This window comes from Nocardia sp. NPDC003269 (assembly GCF_042888005.1).
GTDB lineage: Bacteria > Actinomycetota > Actinomycetes > Mycobacteriales > Mycobacteriaceae > Nocardia.
Window position 1 is genome coordinate 1,180,367 of sequence record NZ_JBIAPA010000001.1, and the last position, 17,561, is coordinate 1,197,927.

18 protein-coding genes and 2 tRNA genes are annotated in these 17,561 nt (G+C 67.8%); 5 read left to right on the plus strand and 15 right to left on the minus strand.

Features of this window, described 5'->3' with window-relative positions; translation table 11 throughout:
* Nucleotides 1-72 precede the first annotated feature (72 nt).
* On the plus strand, nt 73-492 hold the full coding sequence (locus ACFYWJ_RS05385; RefSeq protein WP_355275374.1) for a CBS domain-containing protein: 420 nt from the start codon (nt 73-75) through the stop codon (nt 490-492).
* A 3-nt stretch (nt 493-495) separates the two neighbouring features.
* Here ACFYWJ_RS05385 and ACFYWJ_RS05390 read toward each other — a convergent pair whose 3' ends face one another.
* The 3 genes from ACFYWJ_RS05390 to ACFYWJ_RS05400 all read right to left on the minus strand — a co-directional run bounded on the left by ACFYWJ_RS05390 (nt 496) and on the right by ACFYWJ_RS05400 (nt 2,482).
* Entirely contained in the window at nt 496-963 is a 468-nt protein-coding gene (locus ACFYWJ_RS05390; protein ID WP_355275372.1) for a deaminase, read from the minus strand.
* A gap of 144 nt (nt 964-1,107) precedes the next feature.
* Entirely contained in the window at nt 1,108-1,815 is a 708-nt protein-coding gene (locus ACFYWJ_RS05395; protein WP_355275371.1) for a dihydrofolate reductase family protein, read from the minus strand.
* 4 nt (nt 1,816-1,819) lie between these two features.
* A complete protein-coding gene (locus ACFYWJ_RS05400; RefSeq protein ID WP_355275369.1) occupies nt 1,820-2,482 on the minus strand; it encodes an aminodeoxychorismate/anthranilate synthase component II in 663 nt (220 codons plus the stop codon).
* Nucleotides 2,483-2,575: 93 nt separating this feature from the next.
* Here ACFYWJ_RS05400 and crgA point away from each other — a divergent pair, with 93 nt between their 5' ends.
* Nucleotides 2,576-2,839, plus strand: coding sequence for a cell division protein CrgA (gene crgA, locus ACFYWJ_RS05405; protein ID WP_218715976.1), 264 nt, complete (start codon nt 2,576-2,578; stop codon nt 2,837-2,839).
* A gap of 103 nt (nt 2,840-2,942) precedes the next feature.
* Nucleotides 2,943-3,389 carry a PH domain-containing protein gene (locus ACFYWJ_RS05410; protein ID WP_355275458.1) on the plus strand — a complete coding sequence of 149 codons (447 nt, stop codon included), beginning with the start codon at nt 2,943-2,945 and terminating at the stop codon, nt 3,387-3,389.
* 75 nt (nt 3,390-3,464) lie between these two features.
* Here ACFYWJ_RS05410 and ACFYWJ_RS05415 read toward each other — a convergent pair whose 3' ends face one another.
* Complete coding sequence (locus ACFYWJ_RS05415) at nt 3,465-3,992, minus strand: peptidylprolyl isomerase (protein ID WP_355275366.1); 528 nt, start codon at nt 3,990-3,992, stop codon at nt 3,465-3,467.
* A 58-nt stretch (nt 3,993-4,050) separates the two neighbouring features.
* Between ACFYWJ_RS05415 and ACFYWJ_RS05420 the strand changes: the two genes are divergently transcribed.
* A complete protein-coding gene (locus ACFYWJ_RS05420) occupies nt 4,051-4,227 on the plus strand; it encodes a hypothetical protein (protein ID WP_355275364.1) in 177 nt (58 codons plus the stop codon).
* A 4-nt stretch (nt 4,228-4,231) separates the two neighbouring features.
* Here the strand turns inward: ACFYWJ_RS05420 and ACFYWJ_RS05425 are convergent, their stop codons facing one another.
* Both ACFYWJ_RS05425 and ACFYWJ_RS05430 read right to left on the minus strand, forming a co-directional pair.
* On the minus strand, nt 4,232-5,026 hold the full coding sequence (locus ACFYWJ_RS05425) for an ABC transporter permease (protein ID WP_355275456.1): 795 nt from the start codon (nt 5,024-5,026) through the stop codon (nt 4,232-4,234).
* A gap of 56 nt (nt 5,027-5,082) precedes the next feature.
* On the minus strand, nt 5,083-6,084 hold the full coding sequence (locus ACFYWJ_RS05430; protein ID WP_355275362.1) for an ATP-binding cassette domain-containing protein: 1,002 nt from the start codon (nt 6,082-6,084) through the stop codon (nt 5,083-5,085).
* Nucleotides 6,085-6,690: 606 nt separating this feature from the next.
* On the opposite strand from ACFYWJ_RS05430, the gene ACFYWJ_RS05435 reads away from it, so the two are divergent.
* Nucleotides 6,691-8,268 carry a serine hydrolase gene (locus ACFYWJ_RS05435; protein ID WP_355275360.1) on the plus strand — a complete coding sequence of 526 codons (1,578 nt, stop codon included), beginning with the start codon at nt 6,691-6,693 and terminating at the stop codon, nt 8,266-8,268.
* A gap of 3 nt (nt 8,269-8,271) precedes the next feature.
* On the opposite strand, the gene ACFYWJ_RS05440 is transcribed toward ACFYWJ_RS05435, so the two are convergent.
* The 9 genes from ACFYWJ_RS05440 to recF form a co-directional block, all read right to left on the minus strand.
* Entirely contained in the window at nt 8,272-9,177 is a 906-nt protein-coding gene (locus ACFYWJ_RS05440) for an acyl-CoA dehydrogenase family protein (protein ID WP_355275358.1), read from the minus strand.
* Nucleotides 9,178-9,182: 5 nt separating this feature from the next.
* Nucleotides 9,183-9,255 (minus strand) — tRNA-Ala (locus ACFYWJ_RS05445).
* Nucleotides 9,256-9,289: 34 nt separating this feature from the next.
* The gene (locus ACFYWJ_RS05450; protein WP_355275356.1) at nt 9,290-9,397 is read right to left on the minus strand and encodes a DLW-39 family protein; all 108 of its coding nucleotides are present in this window, start codon (nt 9,395-9,397) and stop codon (nt 9,290-9,292) included.
* Nucleotides 9,398-9,426: 29 nt separating this feature from the next.
* A tRNA-Ile gene (locus ACFYWJ_RS05455) sits at nt 9,427-9,500 on the minus strand.
* 135 nt (nt 9,501-9,635) lie between these two features.
* A complete protein-coding gene (locus ACFYWJ_RS05460) occupies nt 9,636-10,673 on the minus strand; it encodes a DUF3566 domain-containing protein (protein WP_355275354.1) in 1,038 nt (345 codons plus the stop codon).
* Nucleotides 10,674-10,712: 39 nt separating this feature from the next.
* Entirely contained in the window at nt 10,713-13,223 is a 2,511-nt protein-coding gene (gyrA, locus tag ACFYWJ_RS05465; RefSeq protein WP_355275352.1) for a DNA gyrase subunit A, read from the minus strand.
* A 59-nt stretch (nt 13,224-13,282) separates the two neighbouring features.
* On the minus strand, nt 13,283-15,316 hold the full coding sequence (gene gyrB / locus ACFYWJ_RS05470) for a DNA topoisomerase (ATP-hydrolyzing) subunit B (protein ID WP_355275350.1): 2,034 nt from the start codon (nt 15,314-15,316) through the stop codon (nt 13,283-13,285).
* Between the two features lie 372 nt (nt 15,317-15,688).
* Nucleotides 15,689-16,225, minus strand: a complete 537-nt coding sequence (locus tag ACFYWJ_RS05475; protein ID WP_355275348.1) for a DUF721 family protein — start codon at nt 16,223-16,225, stop codon at nt 15,689-15,691.
* 139 nt (nt 16,226-16,364) lie between these two features.
* Nucleotides 16,365-17,561, minus strand: a complete 1,197-nt coding sequence (recF, locus tag ACFYWJ_RS05480) for a DNA replication/repair protein RecF (RefSeq protein WP_355275347.1) — start codon at nt 17,559-17,561, stop codon at nt 16,365-16,367.

Genomic DNA, 17,561 nt, shown 5'->3' on the forward strand with positions numbered 1-17,561 from the left:
GCCGCGACGCGGCGGGCGCAGAATGAGGCTGCTTCATCCCACCCAGCACCGCTGAACGAGGAGGTAGCCCCTATGACCACGGCCAGGGACATCATGAAGCCCGGCGCGCAGTGGATCACCCGCGGTGACACCGTGGCGACCGCGGCGACGGCGATGGCCGATCTCGGTGTCGGATCGCTCGTCGTCGCCGACGACGACGAGCGCATGTGCGGCATCATCACCGATCGCGACATCGTCGTGAAGTGCATCGCGCTCGGCCTGCCCCCCGAAACCACGACCGCGGCCGAGCTGTGCGAGTCGACCCCGCGGTGGGTCAGCGCGGACGCCGACGTGGAGGACGTGCTCGACCAGATGGAAGGCCATCGGGTCAAGCGGATGCCGGTGATCGACAACAAGCGGCTGGTCGGCATGATCAGCGAGGCCGATCTGGCCCGGCACCTCGACGACAATCAGCTCGGCGAGTTCGTGACCGCCATCTACGGGCGGCCCTGAGCCTCAGCTCAGATCGAGATGGGAGTTCATCGACATGGCCTCGGTGGCCAGGTCGGTCAGCTCCACCACCCGCACGCCGTGCCTGCGGAGTTTGTCCACACCCTCGCACGCGGCGACGAACAGGCTCGGCTCACGCCAGGCGATGACGACGGTCGGGATGCCGGCGGCCAGGATGCGGTCGGTGCACGGCGGCCGGCTCGCGGTGGCGCGGGTCGAGCACGGTTCGAGCGTGCTGTAGATCGTCGCCCTGGTCAGTCGCGGGTCGTCCGGGTCGAGCTTGTTCAGCGCCGACTCCTCGGCGTGCACCTTCTCGTCGGTCTCCCTGGAGTAGCCGGTCGAGATCTCCACACCGTCGGCGACGATCACCGCGCCCACCGAATAGGCCGTCGGGCTGGGTGGGCAGTTCCTGGCGAGTTCGATCGCCCTGTGCATGAATCGGTGGTCGGTGCTCTCGGCACTGCCTGCGGTCATCGGATTCCCCTGCCGGTCGGGAGTTATCCACAACTGTCGCATGATGTGGATTCGGTCATGTTCAGGTGTGCAGTGATTCGCCGGACAAGCTGTGGACAGCGGAATTTCCCCAGGTCGCGAACATGATTTCGACCACAGGCTCGGTTAGCGCAGCGGCGCGCCACCGGGGCTGACCAGGTACTTCAGCACAGCGACATCCCCAAGTTGTTCCACACCCGCCAGGCGGAGCCGTCGCTGTGCACCGCCGGGGAACTGGGCCGGGCCGACGAAGCGCGGGGCGGCCGGGTCGCCGACCAGGATCGGCGCGATCGCGAGCCGGATCTCGTCGGCCAGATCGGCAGCGAGGAAGCCGGTGTGCATCCCGGTGCCGCCCTCGACCATCAAACGGCCGATCCCCCGCGCGCCCAGGTCGTCGAGGAGGGCGGCCAGCGCGAGTTCCCGGCCGAGCGCGACGACGTCGGCCAGCCCGGCGAGCCGGTCGCCGAGCCGGGCCGCGCCGGTGTCGGTGGTGTAGACGAGCTTGTCGCCGCCGGTGTGCCAGAACCGCAGCTCGGGATCGAGCTCGCCGGACGCGGTGACGGTGACCTTCACCGGATATTCGGGTTTGCCCGCCGTCACCCGGTCGGCTCGGCGCACCGCGCTGTTGACCAGCAGCCTGGGGTTGTCGGTCCGCAGCGTCCGCGCGCCGATCAGGATCGCGTCGGATTCGGCGCGGATCTGGTCGACCCGGTCGAAGTCGGCGCTGTTGGACAGCAGCAGCCGCTGCGCGCTCGCGTCGTCGATGTAGCCGTCCAGGCTCGCGGCCACCGACAGCAGCACGTACGGCCGCGCGGTGTCACTCCCCGGTGTCATGGCGTTACGAGATCGCCAGCGCGGCGACTTCCGCTTCCAGCGCCGACACCAGGGCCTCGGCGGGGCGCTGCCCGCACACCTCGAGCCAGTTGGCCAGCATCCGGTGGCCGCCCTGGGTGAGCACCGACTCGGGGTGGAACTGCACGCCATGGATGGGCAGGGTGCGGTGACGCATGGCCATCACGATGCCGCTCTCGGTGTGCCCGACGACCTCCAGCTCGTCCGGCATGGTCTCCGGGAGCACGGTCAGCGAGTGGTACCTGGTGGCGGTGAACGGGTCGGGCAGCCCGGCCAGCACGCCCGCGCCGATGTGGAAGACCTCGCTGGTCTTGCCGTGCAGCAGCTCGGGCGCGCGGTCGACCGTTCCGCCGAACGCCTCGCCGATCGCCTGGTGCCCGAGGCACACGCCGAGCAACGGCATGCGGTGCTTCGCGGCCGCGTGGACCAGCGGGATGCTGGCGCCGGCGCGGTCGGGGCTGCCGGGGCCGGGGCTGACGAGCACGCCGTCGAAGGTGCCGCCCGCGTCACCCCGGGTGAGCAGGGTGTCCAGGTCGGCCAGGCGCTGGTCGTCGTTGCGCCAGACCACGGCCTCGGCACCAAGCTGGCCGAGGTACTGCACCAGGTTGAACACGAAGCTGTCGTAGTTGTCGACGACCAATACACGCATGCGTCGAGGGTACGTGGCGACCCCGTAGGTCGTCGCATCCATTACCTGGTGGGATAGCCTAGGAGTTACCTGTATCCCGAATTCGAGGACGTCATGCCCAAGTCCAAGGTCCGTAAGAAGGCCGACTACACCCCGAGCCCTGCCAGCCGCACCCCGGTGAAGGTCAAGGCGGGCCCGTCGCCGGCTTGGTACGTCGCGATCATGCTTGGCTTCATGCTGGCCGGGCTCGTGTGGCTGCTGGTGTACTACCTGGCCGCCGAGCACATCGGCTGGATGAACGATCTCAACGCCTGGAACTTCCTGATCGGGTTCGGCCTGATGGTCATCGGCCTGATCATGACCATGCGATGGCGCTGACCGAGCGCGGCGCACCGGATTACACCGGTGTTATTCATGCACACCTGTGGATGAAGCTGTGGACAACTCGAGGAGCAACGGGGGACGAAGCCGCGTGAACGCTGTGGATTCCGCCGGCAGCACGTCGTGGACAACTCCCACCGCCGGTCTGCTCGCCGTGTCCGGCGGCGGCCTGATCCTGGTCGTCGCCGCGGTGCTGGCCAAGGACGGACCGAGCAGGCTGCTCGTCGGCCTGGCCGCGGTCGCGGTGCTGGCCATGGCGGCGCTCGGTGTCCGGCAGCGCCCCCGGCTGACCATGGTCGGCGGTCCGGCGCCGCGCCTGATCGTCGGCACGCTGACCGGCCCCAAGACCTACCCGCTGGACCGGATCGATCGGATCCGGATGGTCTCCTACCGGCGTCTCGGCCGGAAATCGGCGATGCTCGAGATCGACGTCCAGCACGAGGGCTCGGAGCGGCTGTTGATCTTCGGCCGCTGGGACCTGGGCACCAATCCCCACGACGTCTACGACGTCCTGGTCGTCAACGGCTTCGCCTCGGTCAGCGACTGAGCGCGACGTTTCACGTGAAGCAACGAACTCCCCGTCGCGCTCCGGCGCGGCGGGGAGTTCTGTTGTGCACAGCTGTCAGGCGATGGTCACCGAGGAGATGACGACCAGCTCGGCCGGGCGATCGTTGCGATCGGTCTTCACCGACGCGATCGCGTCGACGACCTTGCGCGAGTCGGGATCGACCACCTCGCCGAAGATCGTGTGCTTGCGATTGAGATGCGGCTGCGCGCCGACCGTGATGAAGAACTGCGAACCATTGGTCGCCGGGCCCCCGTTGGCCATCGCCAGCAGATACCCGCGGTTGAAGCGCAACTCGGGATGGAACTCGTCACCGAACTCGTAGCCGGGCCCACCGCGACCGGTGCCGGTCGGATCGCCACCCTGGATCATGAACCCCGGGATCACCCGGTGGAAGATCGCGCCGTCGTAGAACGGGCCCGCGTCCGTGCCACCGGCGTTCTCGGTGGTGTAGGGCGCGCTGCCGTCGGCGAGACCGACGAAGTTGCGCACCGTCTTGGGCGCGTGGTTGCCGAAGAGCGCGATCTTGATATCGCCGTGGTTGGTGTGCAGAGTCGCCACGGCCGTCTGGTTGGGTGAGGTCACGGCAGTTATGGTGCCACGGGGGCGGCGGGAAGCCGGGAAGCTGTGCCACAGTGGTCGCATGAAGCTTCGTAACCCGATCATCGCTTCCATCGGGATCGCCGGGGCGGCGGCCCTGGCCCTCCTCGCCCGCAGCAAGCGACCGCAACTTCCCGAGCCCGCCGCCGAGCCGCCGCGCCTCGGCTACTCCCGCAACGGCGCCGCGCCGGCCCCCGGAGCGGAGACCGGCGCGCACTGAACCGTCAGCGGCTCACGGACTTCTTGTACTGCACCTGAGCCAGCGGCACGAAGACGACCAGGATCACGACGATCCAGATCAGCGTCGTGATCACCGGGTTCTGCATCGGCCAGGCGTCCGACGGCGGGGCCAGCGGGTTGGTGTTGCCGAACAGGTCGCGCACGGCCTGGGTCAGCGCCGAGACCGGATTCCATTCGGCGAACACCTTCAGCGGGCCGGGCATACCGTCCAGCGGCACGAACGCGTTCGACAGGAACGTCAGCGGGAAGATCACCATGAAGCTGGCGTTGTTGAACACCTCCGGCGCCCGCACGAGCAGCCCGACGACCGCCATCATCCAGGACAGCGCGTAGGCGAACAGCAGCATCAGCACGTAGGCCAGGACCGCGTCGAGGAACGATCCGCGGATCCGCCAGCCGACGACCAGGCCGGTCAGCGACATGACGACCAAGCTCACGATATTGATCACCACGTCGCTGATCGTCCGGCCGACCAGCACCGCGGACGGCGCCATCGGCAGTGAGCGGAACCGGTCGATGATGCCCTTCTGCATGTCCTCGGCCAGACCGGCGCCGGTGAACGTGGCACCGAAGACCACGGTCTGCGCGAAGATGCCCGCGATCAGGAATTCGCGATAGCCGCCCTCCACGCCCTCGATCTGGATCGCCGAGCCGAAGACATAGGCGAACAGCAGCACGAACATGATCGGCGACAGCGTCGTGAAGATCAGCACGTCGGGCACGCGCTTGATCTTGATGACATTGCGCTTGGCGATGGTCATGCTGTCGCTGACCACCATCGAGAGCCGTTCACCGAAGGTGGGGCCCTGCACGTCGGCCTTGTCGAGCGTGATGCTCATCGGTTGTGTCCTTCCTCGGCGCCGACGGTCTGTTTCCCGGCGTCGCCGTTGACGAGTTCCTCCGCCTCGTGCCCGGTGAGGGTGAGGAAGACGTCGTCGAGCGAGGGCCGCCGCAGCGCGACATCGTTGATCTGCACCTTGTGCTCGGTGAGCCGGCCGATCGCGGTGACCAGGTCCTGAGACCCGTCGGCCACCGGGACGGTGATCCGGCGCAGACCGGGTTCGAGATGGATCTCGCCGTCGGCCAGCCCGGCGAGCACCTGCTGCGCCGGGGCCAGCTGGTCGGGCGAGGCGACGGTGAGCTCGATCCGGTCGCCGCCGACGAGCGCCTTGAGCTCATCCGCGGTGCCGCGGGCGATGACCCGGCCGTGGTCGATGACGGCGATCGAGTCGGCCAGCCGGTCGGCCTCCTCCATGTACTGGGTGGTGAGCAGCAGGGTGGTGCCGCCCGCGACGAGTTCCTCGATGACATCCCACAGGTCGAGCCGGGCCCGCGGGTCGAGCCCGGTGGTCGGTTCGTCCAGGAACAGCACCGGCGGATTCGCCACCAGCGCGCCGGCGAGGTCGAGGCGCCTGCGCATGCCGCCGGAGTAGCCCTTCACCGGGCGGTCGGCCGCGTCGGTGAGCCGGAAGCGCTCGAGCAGTTCGCGCGCGCGTTCCTTACTGCGCTGCACACCGAGGTGGTAGAGCCTGCCGACCATCTCGAGGTTCTCGAAGCCGGTGAGGTATTCGTCGACCGCCGCGTACTGCCCGGAGGTGCCGATCCGGGAGCGCAGGGCCTGGGGATTGTTGAGCACGTCGATCCCGGCGACCGTGGCACGGCCCTCGTCGGGGATCAGCAAGGTGGTGAGAACGCGGACAGTCGTGGTCTTTCCCGCGCCGTTGGGGCCGAGAAGTGCGGTGACGGTACCTTCCGGAACGGACAGATCGAGCCCGTCCAGGGCGGTGAGCTGCCCGTACCGTTTGACCAGACCCTCGGCGACGATTGCGTCGGGCATGATTCTCCTGAAGTCGTAGTTCAACGCTGTTGCCCCAGTATTGCGGGACCCACCGACAAGTCGCACCCGCATTTTCCGGGTGGCCGCCAACCCGATGTACAGACTTGTTCGACATGCCGATTTACGGCGACACGCGGCGAATCGGACGGAATTTCCTACGGCCTCCCGGATCACAAGCCCCTGATCTCCGGGGCATCGATGGCGGACCGACAAGAACATGTTCAGCGAATTTTTCGCGTAATTCGTTGTGCACCAGCACATTCCGACCGAAGTAAGACAACCGTCGGGTGACCTACCCACAGATTCGCCGTTCACTACACCCGCCGCCGCGCACGGTCCAGGCCCAGAACGCCGAAAAATCTCGGAAACTGGTTCGTTGCGCGTACACGAATTCGGCTCGCATCGCGTAGGATCGTTCACGTCGGCCCCTCCCCCCCGGGCCGACCCTACGCGGGCCTCGGCTAACTCCCCCCCTTCGCCGAGGCCCGCTCCCCATTTTCCGGCAAGGCGCAGCTCCGGCTACCGGTGAGTACTCCCGGTCCGCGAAACCGTCACAGTCCAGCCACGTTCCCGCGATCACCCCGCAACCGGGGCTATCGTCAGCGGATGGTGCCCGGCAAAGGTGCGATCACCGCGCTCGTCGTGTCGATGGCTGTCGTGGTCGGTTGCAGCAGTGCCGCCGACGACGAGAACACCACCGCGACCAGCACCGAACAACTCCCCCCGAATCAGGTCGCCGCCGTCGCGCTCCCCGACGACGCGGTCGACAAGGCCGTCGCGAAACTCGACGACCTGGCCACCTCGCTGATGGACAGCAGCCACATCCCCGGCATGGCCGTCGCCGTCGTGCACGGCGGGAAGACCGTCTATGCCAAGGGCTTCGGCGTGAAGCAGGCGGGCGGCCAGGACAAGATCGACGCCGACACCGTCTTCCAGCTGGCCTCGGTGTCGAAATCGGTGTCGGCCTCCGTGGTCGCCCACCAGGTCGGCAAGGGCACGGTCGAATGGACGACGCCGGTGGTCTCGAAGCTGCCCTCGTTCGCGCTGGCCGATCCGGCCACCACCGCCCAGCTCACCATCGGCGATCTGTTCGCGCACCGCAGCGGCCTGCCCGACCACGCGGGCGACCGGCTCGAGGACCTCGGCTACGACCAGGCCGCGATCCTGGACAAGCTCCGGCTCGAACCCCTCGACCCGTTCCGGATCACCTACCACTACACCAACTTCGGGCTGACCGCAGGCGCCGAAGCGGTCGCCGCCGCGGCGGGCGTGCCGTGGGACCGGCTCTGCGCCGACACCGTGTACGGCCCCCTCGGCATGTCGTCCACCAGTTCCCGCTTCGCCGACTACGAGGCCAGGCCGAACCGCGCCGTCACCCACGTGAACGTCGACGGCCAGTGGGTCGCGAAATTCGTCCGCGATCCCGACCCGCAGTCCCCCGCGGGCGGAGTCAGCTCCTCGGTGAACGACATGGCGCGCTGGCTGGCGATGATGCTCGGCCACGGCACCGCGAACGGGACCACCATCGCCCCCGAGGACGCGCTGCTGCCCGCGATCACCCCGCAGGTGATCTCCTCCCCCGCCTCGGCACCCCAGTCGCGAGCCGGCTTCTACGGCTTCGGATTCAACTCCTCGACCAGTTCCGCCGGCCGCACCGCCTACAGCCACTCCGGGGCGTTCGCGCTCGGCGCCGCCACCAACTTCCTGGCGATCCCGTCCGCCGACGTCGCGATCGTGGCACTCACCAACGCCGCGCCGATCGGCGTGCCGGAGGCGCTGACCGCCGAGTTCGGCGACCTCGTCCAGTTCGGCGAGATCCGCGAGGACTGGCGGTCCATCTACCAGGCCGCGATCGCCCCGATCAACGATCCCGTCGGCGACCTCGTCGGCAAGACCCCGCCCGCGAATCCCGCACCCGCGCAGCCGCTGCCGACCTACGTGGGCAGCTACGCCAACGAGTACTGGGGTCCGGCGACGATCTCCGAGGCCGACGGCGGCCTGGTCCTGACGATGGGTCCGGCGCAGGTGCGATACCCGCTGCGGCACTGGGACGGCGACACCTTCGCCTTCGAGCTGAGCGGCGAGAACGCACCGCCCGGCAGCGTCTCGTCGGCGATCTTCGACAACGGGACGCTCACCCTCGACTACTTCGACGAGAACGGCCTCGGGAAGTTCACCCGCTGACGCTCAGTCCCCGGTCACCGCGCGCCAGGCCGTCGCCAGCCGCAGCGCCCTGACCTTGCCCGCCACCCCGAGCAACGGCTCGTCGCGCTCCCAGCGGCTCCTGATCTCCGGGTCCACCGAATCCCAGAGCGGCGCGAGCTCGGCCCGCAGGCGCGTCAGCCGCTCGAAGATGCCGCCCAGCGCGATGTGCGCGCCCACCGAGCCCGGATCCTCGGTACTCACACCACGCACCGCCGCAAACAGGGCCAGCAGCTGTTCTACGGCCTCGGCGGGCCAGTGGGCTTGCCGGGACACCCGAACGAGCTGTCCGAGCACAGCGGCGACCACATGCAGGTCTTCGACGGTGCGGAACGGCTTGAGGAAATCGGCGTAGCCGTCGCCGGGCAGCAATGCACCGGGCGCGGCGTCGAAAGTGACGGTGGCGTGCGGAATCTCCGGGGCGAACGGCAGCGCGGGCAGCGGCGTCACCACCACGCCGGGACCGGCGGGCACCAGCACCGCCCGCAACGCGGCGCGACCGTCGGCCTGCTCGCCCGCCTTGGCGATCACGAGGAAGCGAGTGGCGAATTCGCCGAGGGTGGCGAAGGACTTGGTTCCGGTGACGGCGCCGTCGGCGGTCACTGTGGTCGTCAGCTGCGACGGCTTGGCCCCGTTCGCCTCGGTCGCGCACATGGAGGTCAAGCCGGTGGCGTCGAGCGTGGGCACCAGCGCGCCGAGTGCTTCCTGATATCCGCCGAGAAACGCGGTACCTGTTCCGGCACTGTCGAATCCGGCGACAACGGCGCGGTCGATCGAACGGGGGAAGCCGGCGCCGCGGGCGCGATGCTGCGCCGCGATCGCGGCGATATCGGTCGGCACCGACTCGACAGGAGCCGCGCTGAGCAGAAAATCGAAAACCGAGGAATTCACAGAAGTGGAGCCTAGGGGAATCGAACCCCTAACCCCTGCCTTGCAAAGGCAGTGCTCTGCCAATTGAGCTAAGGCCCCTGGCTGGCTTGGTGAAACCAGTTGGCAACCCGAATCAGCGGGTGGTGACCTCGTGCCAGAGGTCAGCGTCATCGCGCTTGCGGAATTTGGTGATACCGATGAGAACCGCGATCACAACACCGACCGTGAGGACAATCTTCATGATTCCCACCCTACTGTGATGTTCGGGAGTGGGCCTAGGAGGACTTGAACCTCCGACCTCTTCGTTATCAGCGAAGCGCTCTAACCGCCTGAGCTATAGGCCCGAACTCGTTTCGACCCCCTGCCGGAGCAGTGAACCGCAACGAGGAACGAGGTTACCCTACCCGGCCGGGGATAACCAAAACGGCCGGTCAGGCCCCTTTTCGTGGGGCTGACCGGCCGTCGTGACAGAGCCTGTTCTAGTCCGGATCAGCCAGGGTCACCTGGATGCCGCCGACCAGATCGCAGCACTGGTTGTAGATGAAGACACCGACCGTCGCCAGCGCGGTGAAGAGCACCACGTTGATCAGGCCGATGACGCCCGCGTAGCCGAAGACCGTGCCCGCGTCGATCAGGCTCGACGAGCTGCCCTCCTGGTTCAGCATCTCGCCCAGAGAGTTGTCCAGGTTGTCCCACACGCCCATGCCGGCCAGCACGATGTAGAGCAGGCCGACCGCCAGCATCCACACGAAGAACAGCGCCACGCTGATCACCAGGGTGATCTTCAGCGTCGACCACGGATCGATCCGGCGGATCTGCACCGTCGCGCGTAGCGGCTCACCCGACGCGGCGGCCGCGATGGCCACCGGTACGGCGGGCGAGACCGCGCCGACGGACGCCGCGGCGGCCCTGGCGCTCGGCCCCGGCTGCGGCGGGATGTGCGCCATCGGCAGACCGGGCGGCGCCGCGGGCGCGACCTGACCGTCCGGCGTCGGATGCCGCACCTCGGACAGGTCCGGCATGTCCTTGACCAGCTCGGGGCGGGCGATGCTGCGGGTCGGCCCGTCGATGCCGACGGACTTCACCATCGCCGCTTCCTTGCGGGCCGCCTTGGCCGCCAGGTCGGCGGTGGTGCGGGCGTTGGACGCGCCGCTGCCCTTCAGGCCACCGGTCGAGGCGGGCGCCGCGCTCGGGGACGACGGACGCCCCTGGCTCGGCGCCTCACCGGGCCGGTACAGGTTCGACTGCGGCTCGCGCTGCGGCAGCTGCGCCCACCCGTCCTGGTAGGGCGACTTGCCCTTCCCGTTGCCGGCGGGCGGGGTGGGTTCGTTCCCCATCCGCACGGTCGACTGGTCGAACGATTCGCCCCCGGCGGCACCGGATTCCGGCGCTGCCGCACCTTCGGCCGGACCGCCCTGGCGTGGGATCGGCCGCGGCTGGATCGGAGACGAGGCAATCCGCTCGGTGACGCCGTTGGTCTGGTTCCGATCGTCGTTCGACTGATTCGGTGTGGTCAATGGAATCCTCAGATCCGTTCGTTGCCGCCGCTGTTTGGGTTATTGCTCCGAAGCCGCGTCGCCGGTGAGCTGATCGGGATCGGGCTCGTCGGCGTTGCGCGCGATCGCTAGCAAGGTATCGCCATCCGCGAGGTTCATCAATCGCACGCCCTTGGTCTGGCGTCCAGCTTTCCGAACTTGCTTGGCTGCGGTGCGGATGACGCCACCACTGGAAGTGATCGCGTACAACTCGTCCTCGTCGTCGACGATGAGCGCACCGACCAGGCTGCCACGTTTCGGGTCGTACTGAATTGTCAATACGCCTTTTCCACCACGACCCTGCGCGGTGTACTCCTCGATCGCCGTACGTTTCGCATACCCACCCGCGGTCGCCACCAAAAGGTAGGTCTCCTCGCGGACCACATTGAGCGAGAGCAATTCGTCGTCGGCGTTGAAACGCATGCCCTGCACACCGGAGGTGGCGCGGCCCATCGGACGCAGCGCCTCGTCGGTGGCGGAGAACCGGATCGACTGGCCGTGCGCCGAGACCAGGAGCAGGTCGTCGTCGGCCGAGCACAGCACGGCGCCGACCAGCTCGTCGTCGTCGCGCAGGTTCACCGCGACGATGCCGCCGGACCGGTTGGAGTCGAAATCGGTGAGCTTGGACTTCTTCACCAGGCCCGCGCGGGTCGCCAGCACCAGGTACGGCGCGTCCTCGTAGGTCTTGAGCTGGATGATCTGGGCGATCTTCTCGTCCGGCTGGAAGGCCAGCAGGTTCGCCACGTGCTGACCACGCGCAGTCCGGTTGGCCTCGGGCAGCTCGTAGGCCTTGGCCCGGTAGACCCGGCCCTTGTTGGTGAAGAACAGCAGCCAGTCGTGCGTGGACGACACGAAGAAGTGCTTGACGATGTCGTCCTGCTTGAGGCCGGCGCCCTGCACGCCCTTGCCGCCGCGCTTCTGCGAGCGGTACAGGTCGGTCTTGGTGCGCTTGGCGTAGCCGGTCTCGGTGATCGTGACGACCACGTCCTCGCGGGCGATCAGATCCTCGTCGGCGACGTCACCGTCGTTGGCGATGATCCTGGTCCGGCGGTCGTCGCCGTACTTCTCGACGATCTCGGCCAGCTCGTCGCGCACGATCGCGCGCTGCCGCTCCGGCTTCTCCAGGATGTCCTTGTAGTCGGCGATCTCGAGCTCGATCTTGGCCAGATCGTCGATGATCCGCTGCCGCTCCAGGGCGGACAGGCGGCGCAGCTGCATGTCCAGGATCGCGGTGGCCTGGATGTCGTCGATCTCGAGCAGCTGCATCAGGCCGGTGCGCGCGGTGTCCGTGTTGGCCGAGCGGCGGATCAGCGCGATGACCTCGTCGAGCAGGTCGAGCGCCTTGACCAGGCCGCGCAGGATGTGGGCCCGCTCCTCGGCCTTGCGCAGCAGGTAGCGGGTGCGCCGGACGATGACTTCCAACTGGTGGTCGACGTAGTACCGGATCATCTGATCCAGGCGCAGCGTGCGCGGCACGCCGTCGACGATCGAGAGCATGTTGGCGCCGAAGCTGGTCTGCAGCTGGGTGTGCTTGTACAGGTTGTTCAGCACGACCTTGGCGACCGCGTCGCGCTTGACCGTCACCACGATGCGCATGCCGACACGGTCGGAGGACTCGTCGTGGATATCGGAGATACCCGCGATCTTGCCGTCCTTGACCTGCTCGGCGATCGAGTTGATGAAGTTGTCGGTGTTGACCTGGTACGGCAGCTCGGTGATGACGATCTGGGTCTGCCCGCGGCTGCCCTCCTCGATCTCCACCACACCGCGCATGCGGATCGAACCGCGGCCGGTGGTGTAGGCGTCGTGGATGCCCTGGCCGCCGACGATCAGGCCGGAGGTCGGGAAGTCCGGGCCCTTGACCCGTTCCATGCACGCGGCGAGGGTGGTCTCCTCGTCGGCGTCGTAGTTCTCCAGCGCCCAGTAGATGGCCTCGGCCAGCTCGTTGAGGTTGTGCGGCGGGATGTTGGTCGCCATGCCGACCGCGATGCCGTTGCTGCCGTTCATCAGCAGGGCGGGCACGCGGGCGGGCAGCACGGTCGGCTCCTGCGAGCGACCGTCGTAGTTGGGGACGAAATCGACGGTCTCGCTGTCGATGTCGCGCAGCATCTCCATCGCGAGCGGCGTCAGGCGGCACTCGGTGTAGCGCATGGCGGCCGCGCCGTCGTTGCCGCGCGATCCGAAGTTGCCCTGACCGTCGACCAGCGGGTACCGCAGCGACCAGGGCTGGGCCATGCGCACGAGGGTGTCGTAGATCGACGAGTCGCCGTGCGGGTGGTAGTTACCCATGGTCTCGGCGACCGGACGCGCCGACTTCACGTAACCGCGATCGGGCCGGTAGCCGTTGTCGTACATCGCGTAGAGCACGCGCCGGTGCACCGGCTTGAGGCCGTCGCGCACATCGGGCAGCGCGCGGCCGACGATCACGCTCATCGCGTAATCGATGTAGCTGCTCTGCATTTCGGTCTGGATGTCGACCGGTTCGATCCGGTCGCCCGCACCACCGGACGGCGGCAGCGTGGTCTCAGTCATCAAATCTCCTTCGAGGGCCTGACATGCTTCACGGGCGCGCGCTTACGGCGCAGCACCGGTTACACGTCCAGGAAGCGGACGTCCTTGGCATTGCGGGTGATGAAGCTGCGACGTGCCTCCACGTCTTCGCCCATGAGCACGGAGAACAGCTCGTCGGCCGCGGCCGCGTCGTCGAGCGTCACCTGACGAAGCACCCGCACCGACGGATCCATGGTGGTTTCCCACAGCTCCTTGGCATTCATCTCGCCCAGACCCTTGTAGCGCTGGACGCCGTCGTCCTTGTTGATCTTCTTGCCCGCGGCCAAGCCGGCCTCGAGCAGCGCGTCGCGCTCGCGGTCGGAGTAGGCGAACTCCGGATCCGAACGCATCCACTTGAGCTTGTACAGCGGCGGCTGGGCCAGGAACACGTGACCGTGCTCGACCAGCGGGCGCATGAACCGGAACAGCAGCGTGAGCAGCAGGGTCGCGATGTGCTGGCCGTCGACGTCGGCGTCGGCCATCAGGATGATCTTGTTGTAGCGCAGCTTCGCGATGTCGAACTCGTCGTGGATGCCGGTGCCGAACGCGGTGATGATCGACTGGACCTCGTTGTTCTTGAGGACGCGGTCGATGCGGGCCTTCTCGACATTGATGATCTTGCCGCGCAGCGGCAGGATCGCCTGGTACATCGAGTCGCGTCCGGACTTGGCCGAGCCACCGGCGGAGTCACCCTCGACGATGTAGATCTCGCACTTGCCCGGATCCTTGGAACGGCAGTCGGCCAGCTTGCCGGGCAGGCCGCCCAGGTCGGTGGCGGACTTGCGGCGCACCAGCTCACGCGCCTTGCGCGCGGCCACACGGGCCTGCGCCGAGGACACCGCCTTCTGCACGATGGTCTTCGCGTCGGCCGGATTGGCCTCGAACCAGTGCGTCAGGTGCTCGTTGCAGGCACGCTGCACGAACGACTTGACCTCGGTGTTGCCCAGCTTGGTCTTGGTCTGGCCCTCGAACTGCGGCTCGCCGACCTTGACGCTCACGATGGCGGCCAGGCCCTCGCGGATGTCGTCACCGGTGAGGTTGCCGTCCTTCTCCTTGAGGAGCTTCTTCTCTTTGGCGTACTTGTTGACCACCGTGGTCAGCGCCGCGCGGAAGCCCTCTTCGTGGGTGCCGCCCTCGTGGGTGTTGATCGTGTTGGCGAAGGTGTGGACCGACTCGGAGTAGCCCGAGTTCCACTGCATCGCGACCTCGAGCTCGTGGCCGGTGCCCTTGCCGGTGAAGCCGACCACGGAGTTGTGGATGGCCTGCTTGGTGCGGTTGATGTGGCGGACGAAGTCCACCAGGCCGCCCGGGTAGTGGTAGGTCCGGGTCTTGACCTTGTGCTCGACCGGCTTGTCGGCACCTTCCTCGGCGTGCTTGGGCGCCTCGGCGGTATCGCTGACGACCTCGTCGATGACGTCGGACTCGCTGACCCGCTGATCGGTCAGCGTGATGGTCAGGCCCTTGTTCAGGAAGGCCATCTCCTGCAGGCGGCGCGCGACCGTCTCGAAGTTGTAGGTGGTGGTCTCGAAGATCTCCGGGTCGGCCCAGAAGCGGATCGTCGTACCGGTGCGCTTGGTCGGCTCGCCCTGGATCAGCTTGCCCGGCTTCGCGTCCTTGTAGGTCTGCGCCCAGTGGTAGCCGTCGGTATCGATCTCGGCTTCCAGCTTGCTCGACAGCGCGTTGACCACCGAGATGCCGACACCGTGCAGACCACCGGAGACGGCGTAGGAGTCGGAGTCGAACTTGCCGCCCGCGTGTAGCTGCGTCATGACGACCTCGACGGTCGGAATGCCCTGCGCGTGCATGGCGGTGGGGATGCCGCGGCCGTCGTCGATGACCTCGACGCCGCCGTCCTCCAGCAGGGTCACGTCGACCCGGGTCGCGTAGCCGGCCATCGCCTCGTCGACCGAGTTGTCCACAACCTCCCAGATGAGGTGGTGGAGGCCGCGCTCACCGGTGGAACCGATGTACATGCCAGGGCGCTTGCGCACCGCTTCGAGGCCTTCGAGGACTGTGATGGAGGAGGCACCGTAGCCCTGCTTGTTGCCCGATGCGTTGGAGTCGTTGGCAGCCACTTCTCGGTAGCTCTCCTTACTTGCTGATCCCTGTCGCAGCGATCGGGCAGCACGCGGACTGCACAGCACGCGTCGAGGGTTCGCCGCTGGTTACGTCACCATCCTACTGGTAAGCCCAACTTACAGTGCACCTACGACACCCCTGACGCCGCCGTGAATGCAAGAAATCGGTCTACGGTGACAAGATTCCGCCTCCCGGAGATTTCCGCCCGGCAGAACTGGCGTGAGACTTGCGTTCGGTGGTTCCACGTGAAACGCGTTCACCCGCCGCCGTGGCCATTCCAAGTTATCCACAGGTTTTGTCCACATGTACAAAACTCCGGGCCTGGGAGCGGCGCCGCCGCAAGGCAACTCGGCCCGGTCACCGCTCGGCTATCCGTAGGTGTCGCGCGGACCGCGACCTTTGATGTGCCGTTCGCCCTTGCGCCAGCTCGGCGCCGCGGGACCGGTGATCCGCAGCGAGGTGACCACGCCCTGGCCGACGGCGGCATTGATCTTGGCCAGGATCTGCCCCTGCAGCATGCGCAGCTGGGTGGCCCACGCGGTGGACTCGGCGGCGATCTTGAGCACACCGCCCTCCAGCGTCACCGGGGTGGCGTGCGCGGCGATGTCCTCACCGACCACGCTCGGCCAGCGACCGAACACCATGCCCTCGGCCACCTTGCCCGACCAGCCACGACTCTTCGCGATCGAGCCGGTCAGCGCCGACAACAGCTGGGGATCACGCGGATCGGGACCGGCTCCGGACCAGCCGGTGCGCCTGCGGCCGCCCGCGCGCAGCTTGCGGACCGGGGACGCCCGGCCCTGGCCGACCGACTTACCGCTGGCCTTGGCCGCGGCCCTGGCCTCCTCCAGCGCGCGCCGGGCCAGGTCGATCCCGCGCAGCTCCGGTTCGGGCTCTTCGCTCACCTCGGTTCCGCCTTCCGGTGTCGATGCTGGCCGAGTGCGGACCGAGTCTACGCCGCGGCACCGACAGCACCGCCCGGGACGATCCGGCATATGTCCAGCATGTTGCCGGTTTTCCACAGGATGCTGTTGATAACTATCGCTATCTGTGCATATCTTCGGATTGTTCGGCCACCTCGGTGACGATCCGCGAGGTGCGCCGGTCGGCTTCGCCGGTCGTTTGCACCCGCAGTGGTTCGGCGGCCAGCTCGGACGGCACGTCCTCGGCCACCGCGGCGGTGATGAGCACCTGCTCCGCGCCGGCGGCCACCTCGGCCAGCGCGGTCCGCCTGCGCCGATCCAGTTCGGCGAACACGTCGTCGAGCAGCAGCACCGGCTCGGTGCCCGCGCCGCGCAGCAGTTCGAACGAGGCCAGCCGCAGCGCCAGCGCGAACGACCAGGACTCGCCGTGACTGGCGAAGCCCTTGGCCGGCGCGCTGCCGAGCAGCAGGTCCAGGTCGTCACGATGCGGGCCGACCAGGCACACACCGCGTTCGAGTTCACGGCTCCTGGCGGCGGCGAGCTCGCGCAGCACGATCTCGTGCAGCTGGGCCACATCGTCGGCCCCCGGCTCCCTGGCGGGGTCGAGCAATTCGGGCGGCAGGTAACCCGATCGGTAAGCGATTGCCGCGGGGCGTGATTCGGGCGCGATCGACCGATAGGCCTGCGCCAGATACGGATACAGGTCGTGGACCAGGCGCAATCGCTGGGCCAGCAGCACCGACGCGTGTTCGGCCAGATGCCCGTCCCACACGTCGAGGGTGCTCAGGTCGGCGCGGGAACGCACATGGCGCCCAGCGGTTTTCAACAGGGCCGAGCGCTGGCGCAGCACCTTGTCGTAGTCCGCGCGCACGCCGGCCAGCCTGGGCAGGCGGGCTGTGCACAACTCGTCGAGGAACCGTCTGCGCTCCCCCGGGTCACCGCGCACCAGCGACAGGTCCTCCGGCGCGAACAGCACGGTCTGCAGGATCCCGAGGATCTCCCTGGACCGGCGCACCGGCGACCGGTTGATCTGGGCCCGGTTGGCGCTGCCCTGCTTGAGCTCGACATCGACGCGCAGTTCGCGGCCGGTATTGACCACGGTCGCCCCGATCCGCGCCTGCGTCGCCCCCATCCGGATCAGGGGGGCGTCGGCGGAGACCCGATGCGAGCCCAGCGTCGCCAGGTAACCGATCGCCTCGAGCAGGTTGGTCTTACCGTTGCCGTTCGCCCCCAGCAGCACCGTGCGCCCTGGGGACAACTCGAGCTCGGCGTGTTCCCACGACCGGAAATCACGGACCGACAGCGCACGAATGAACAT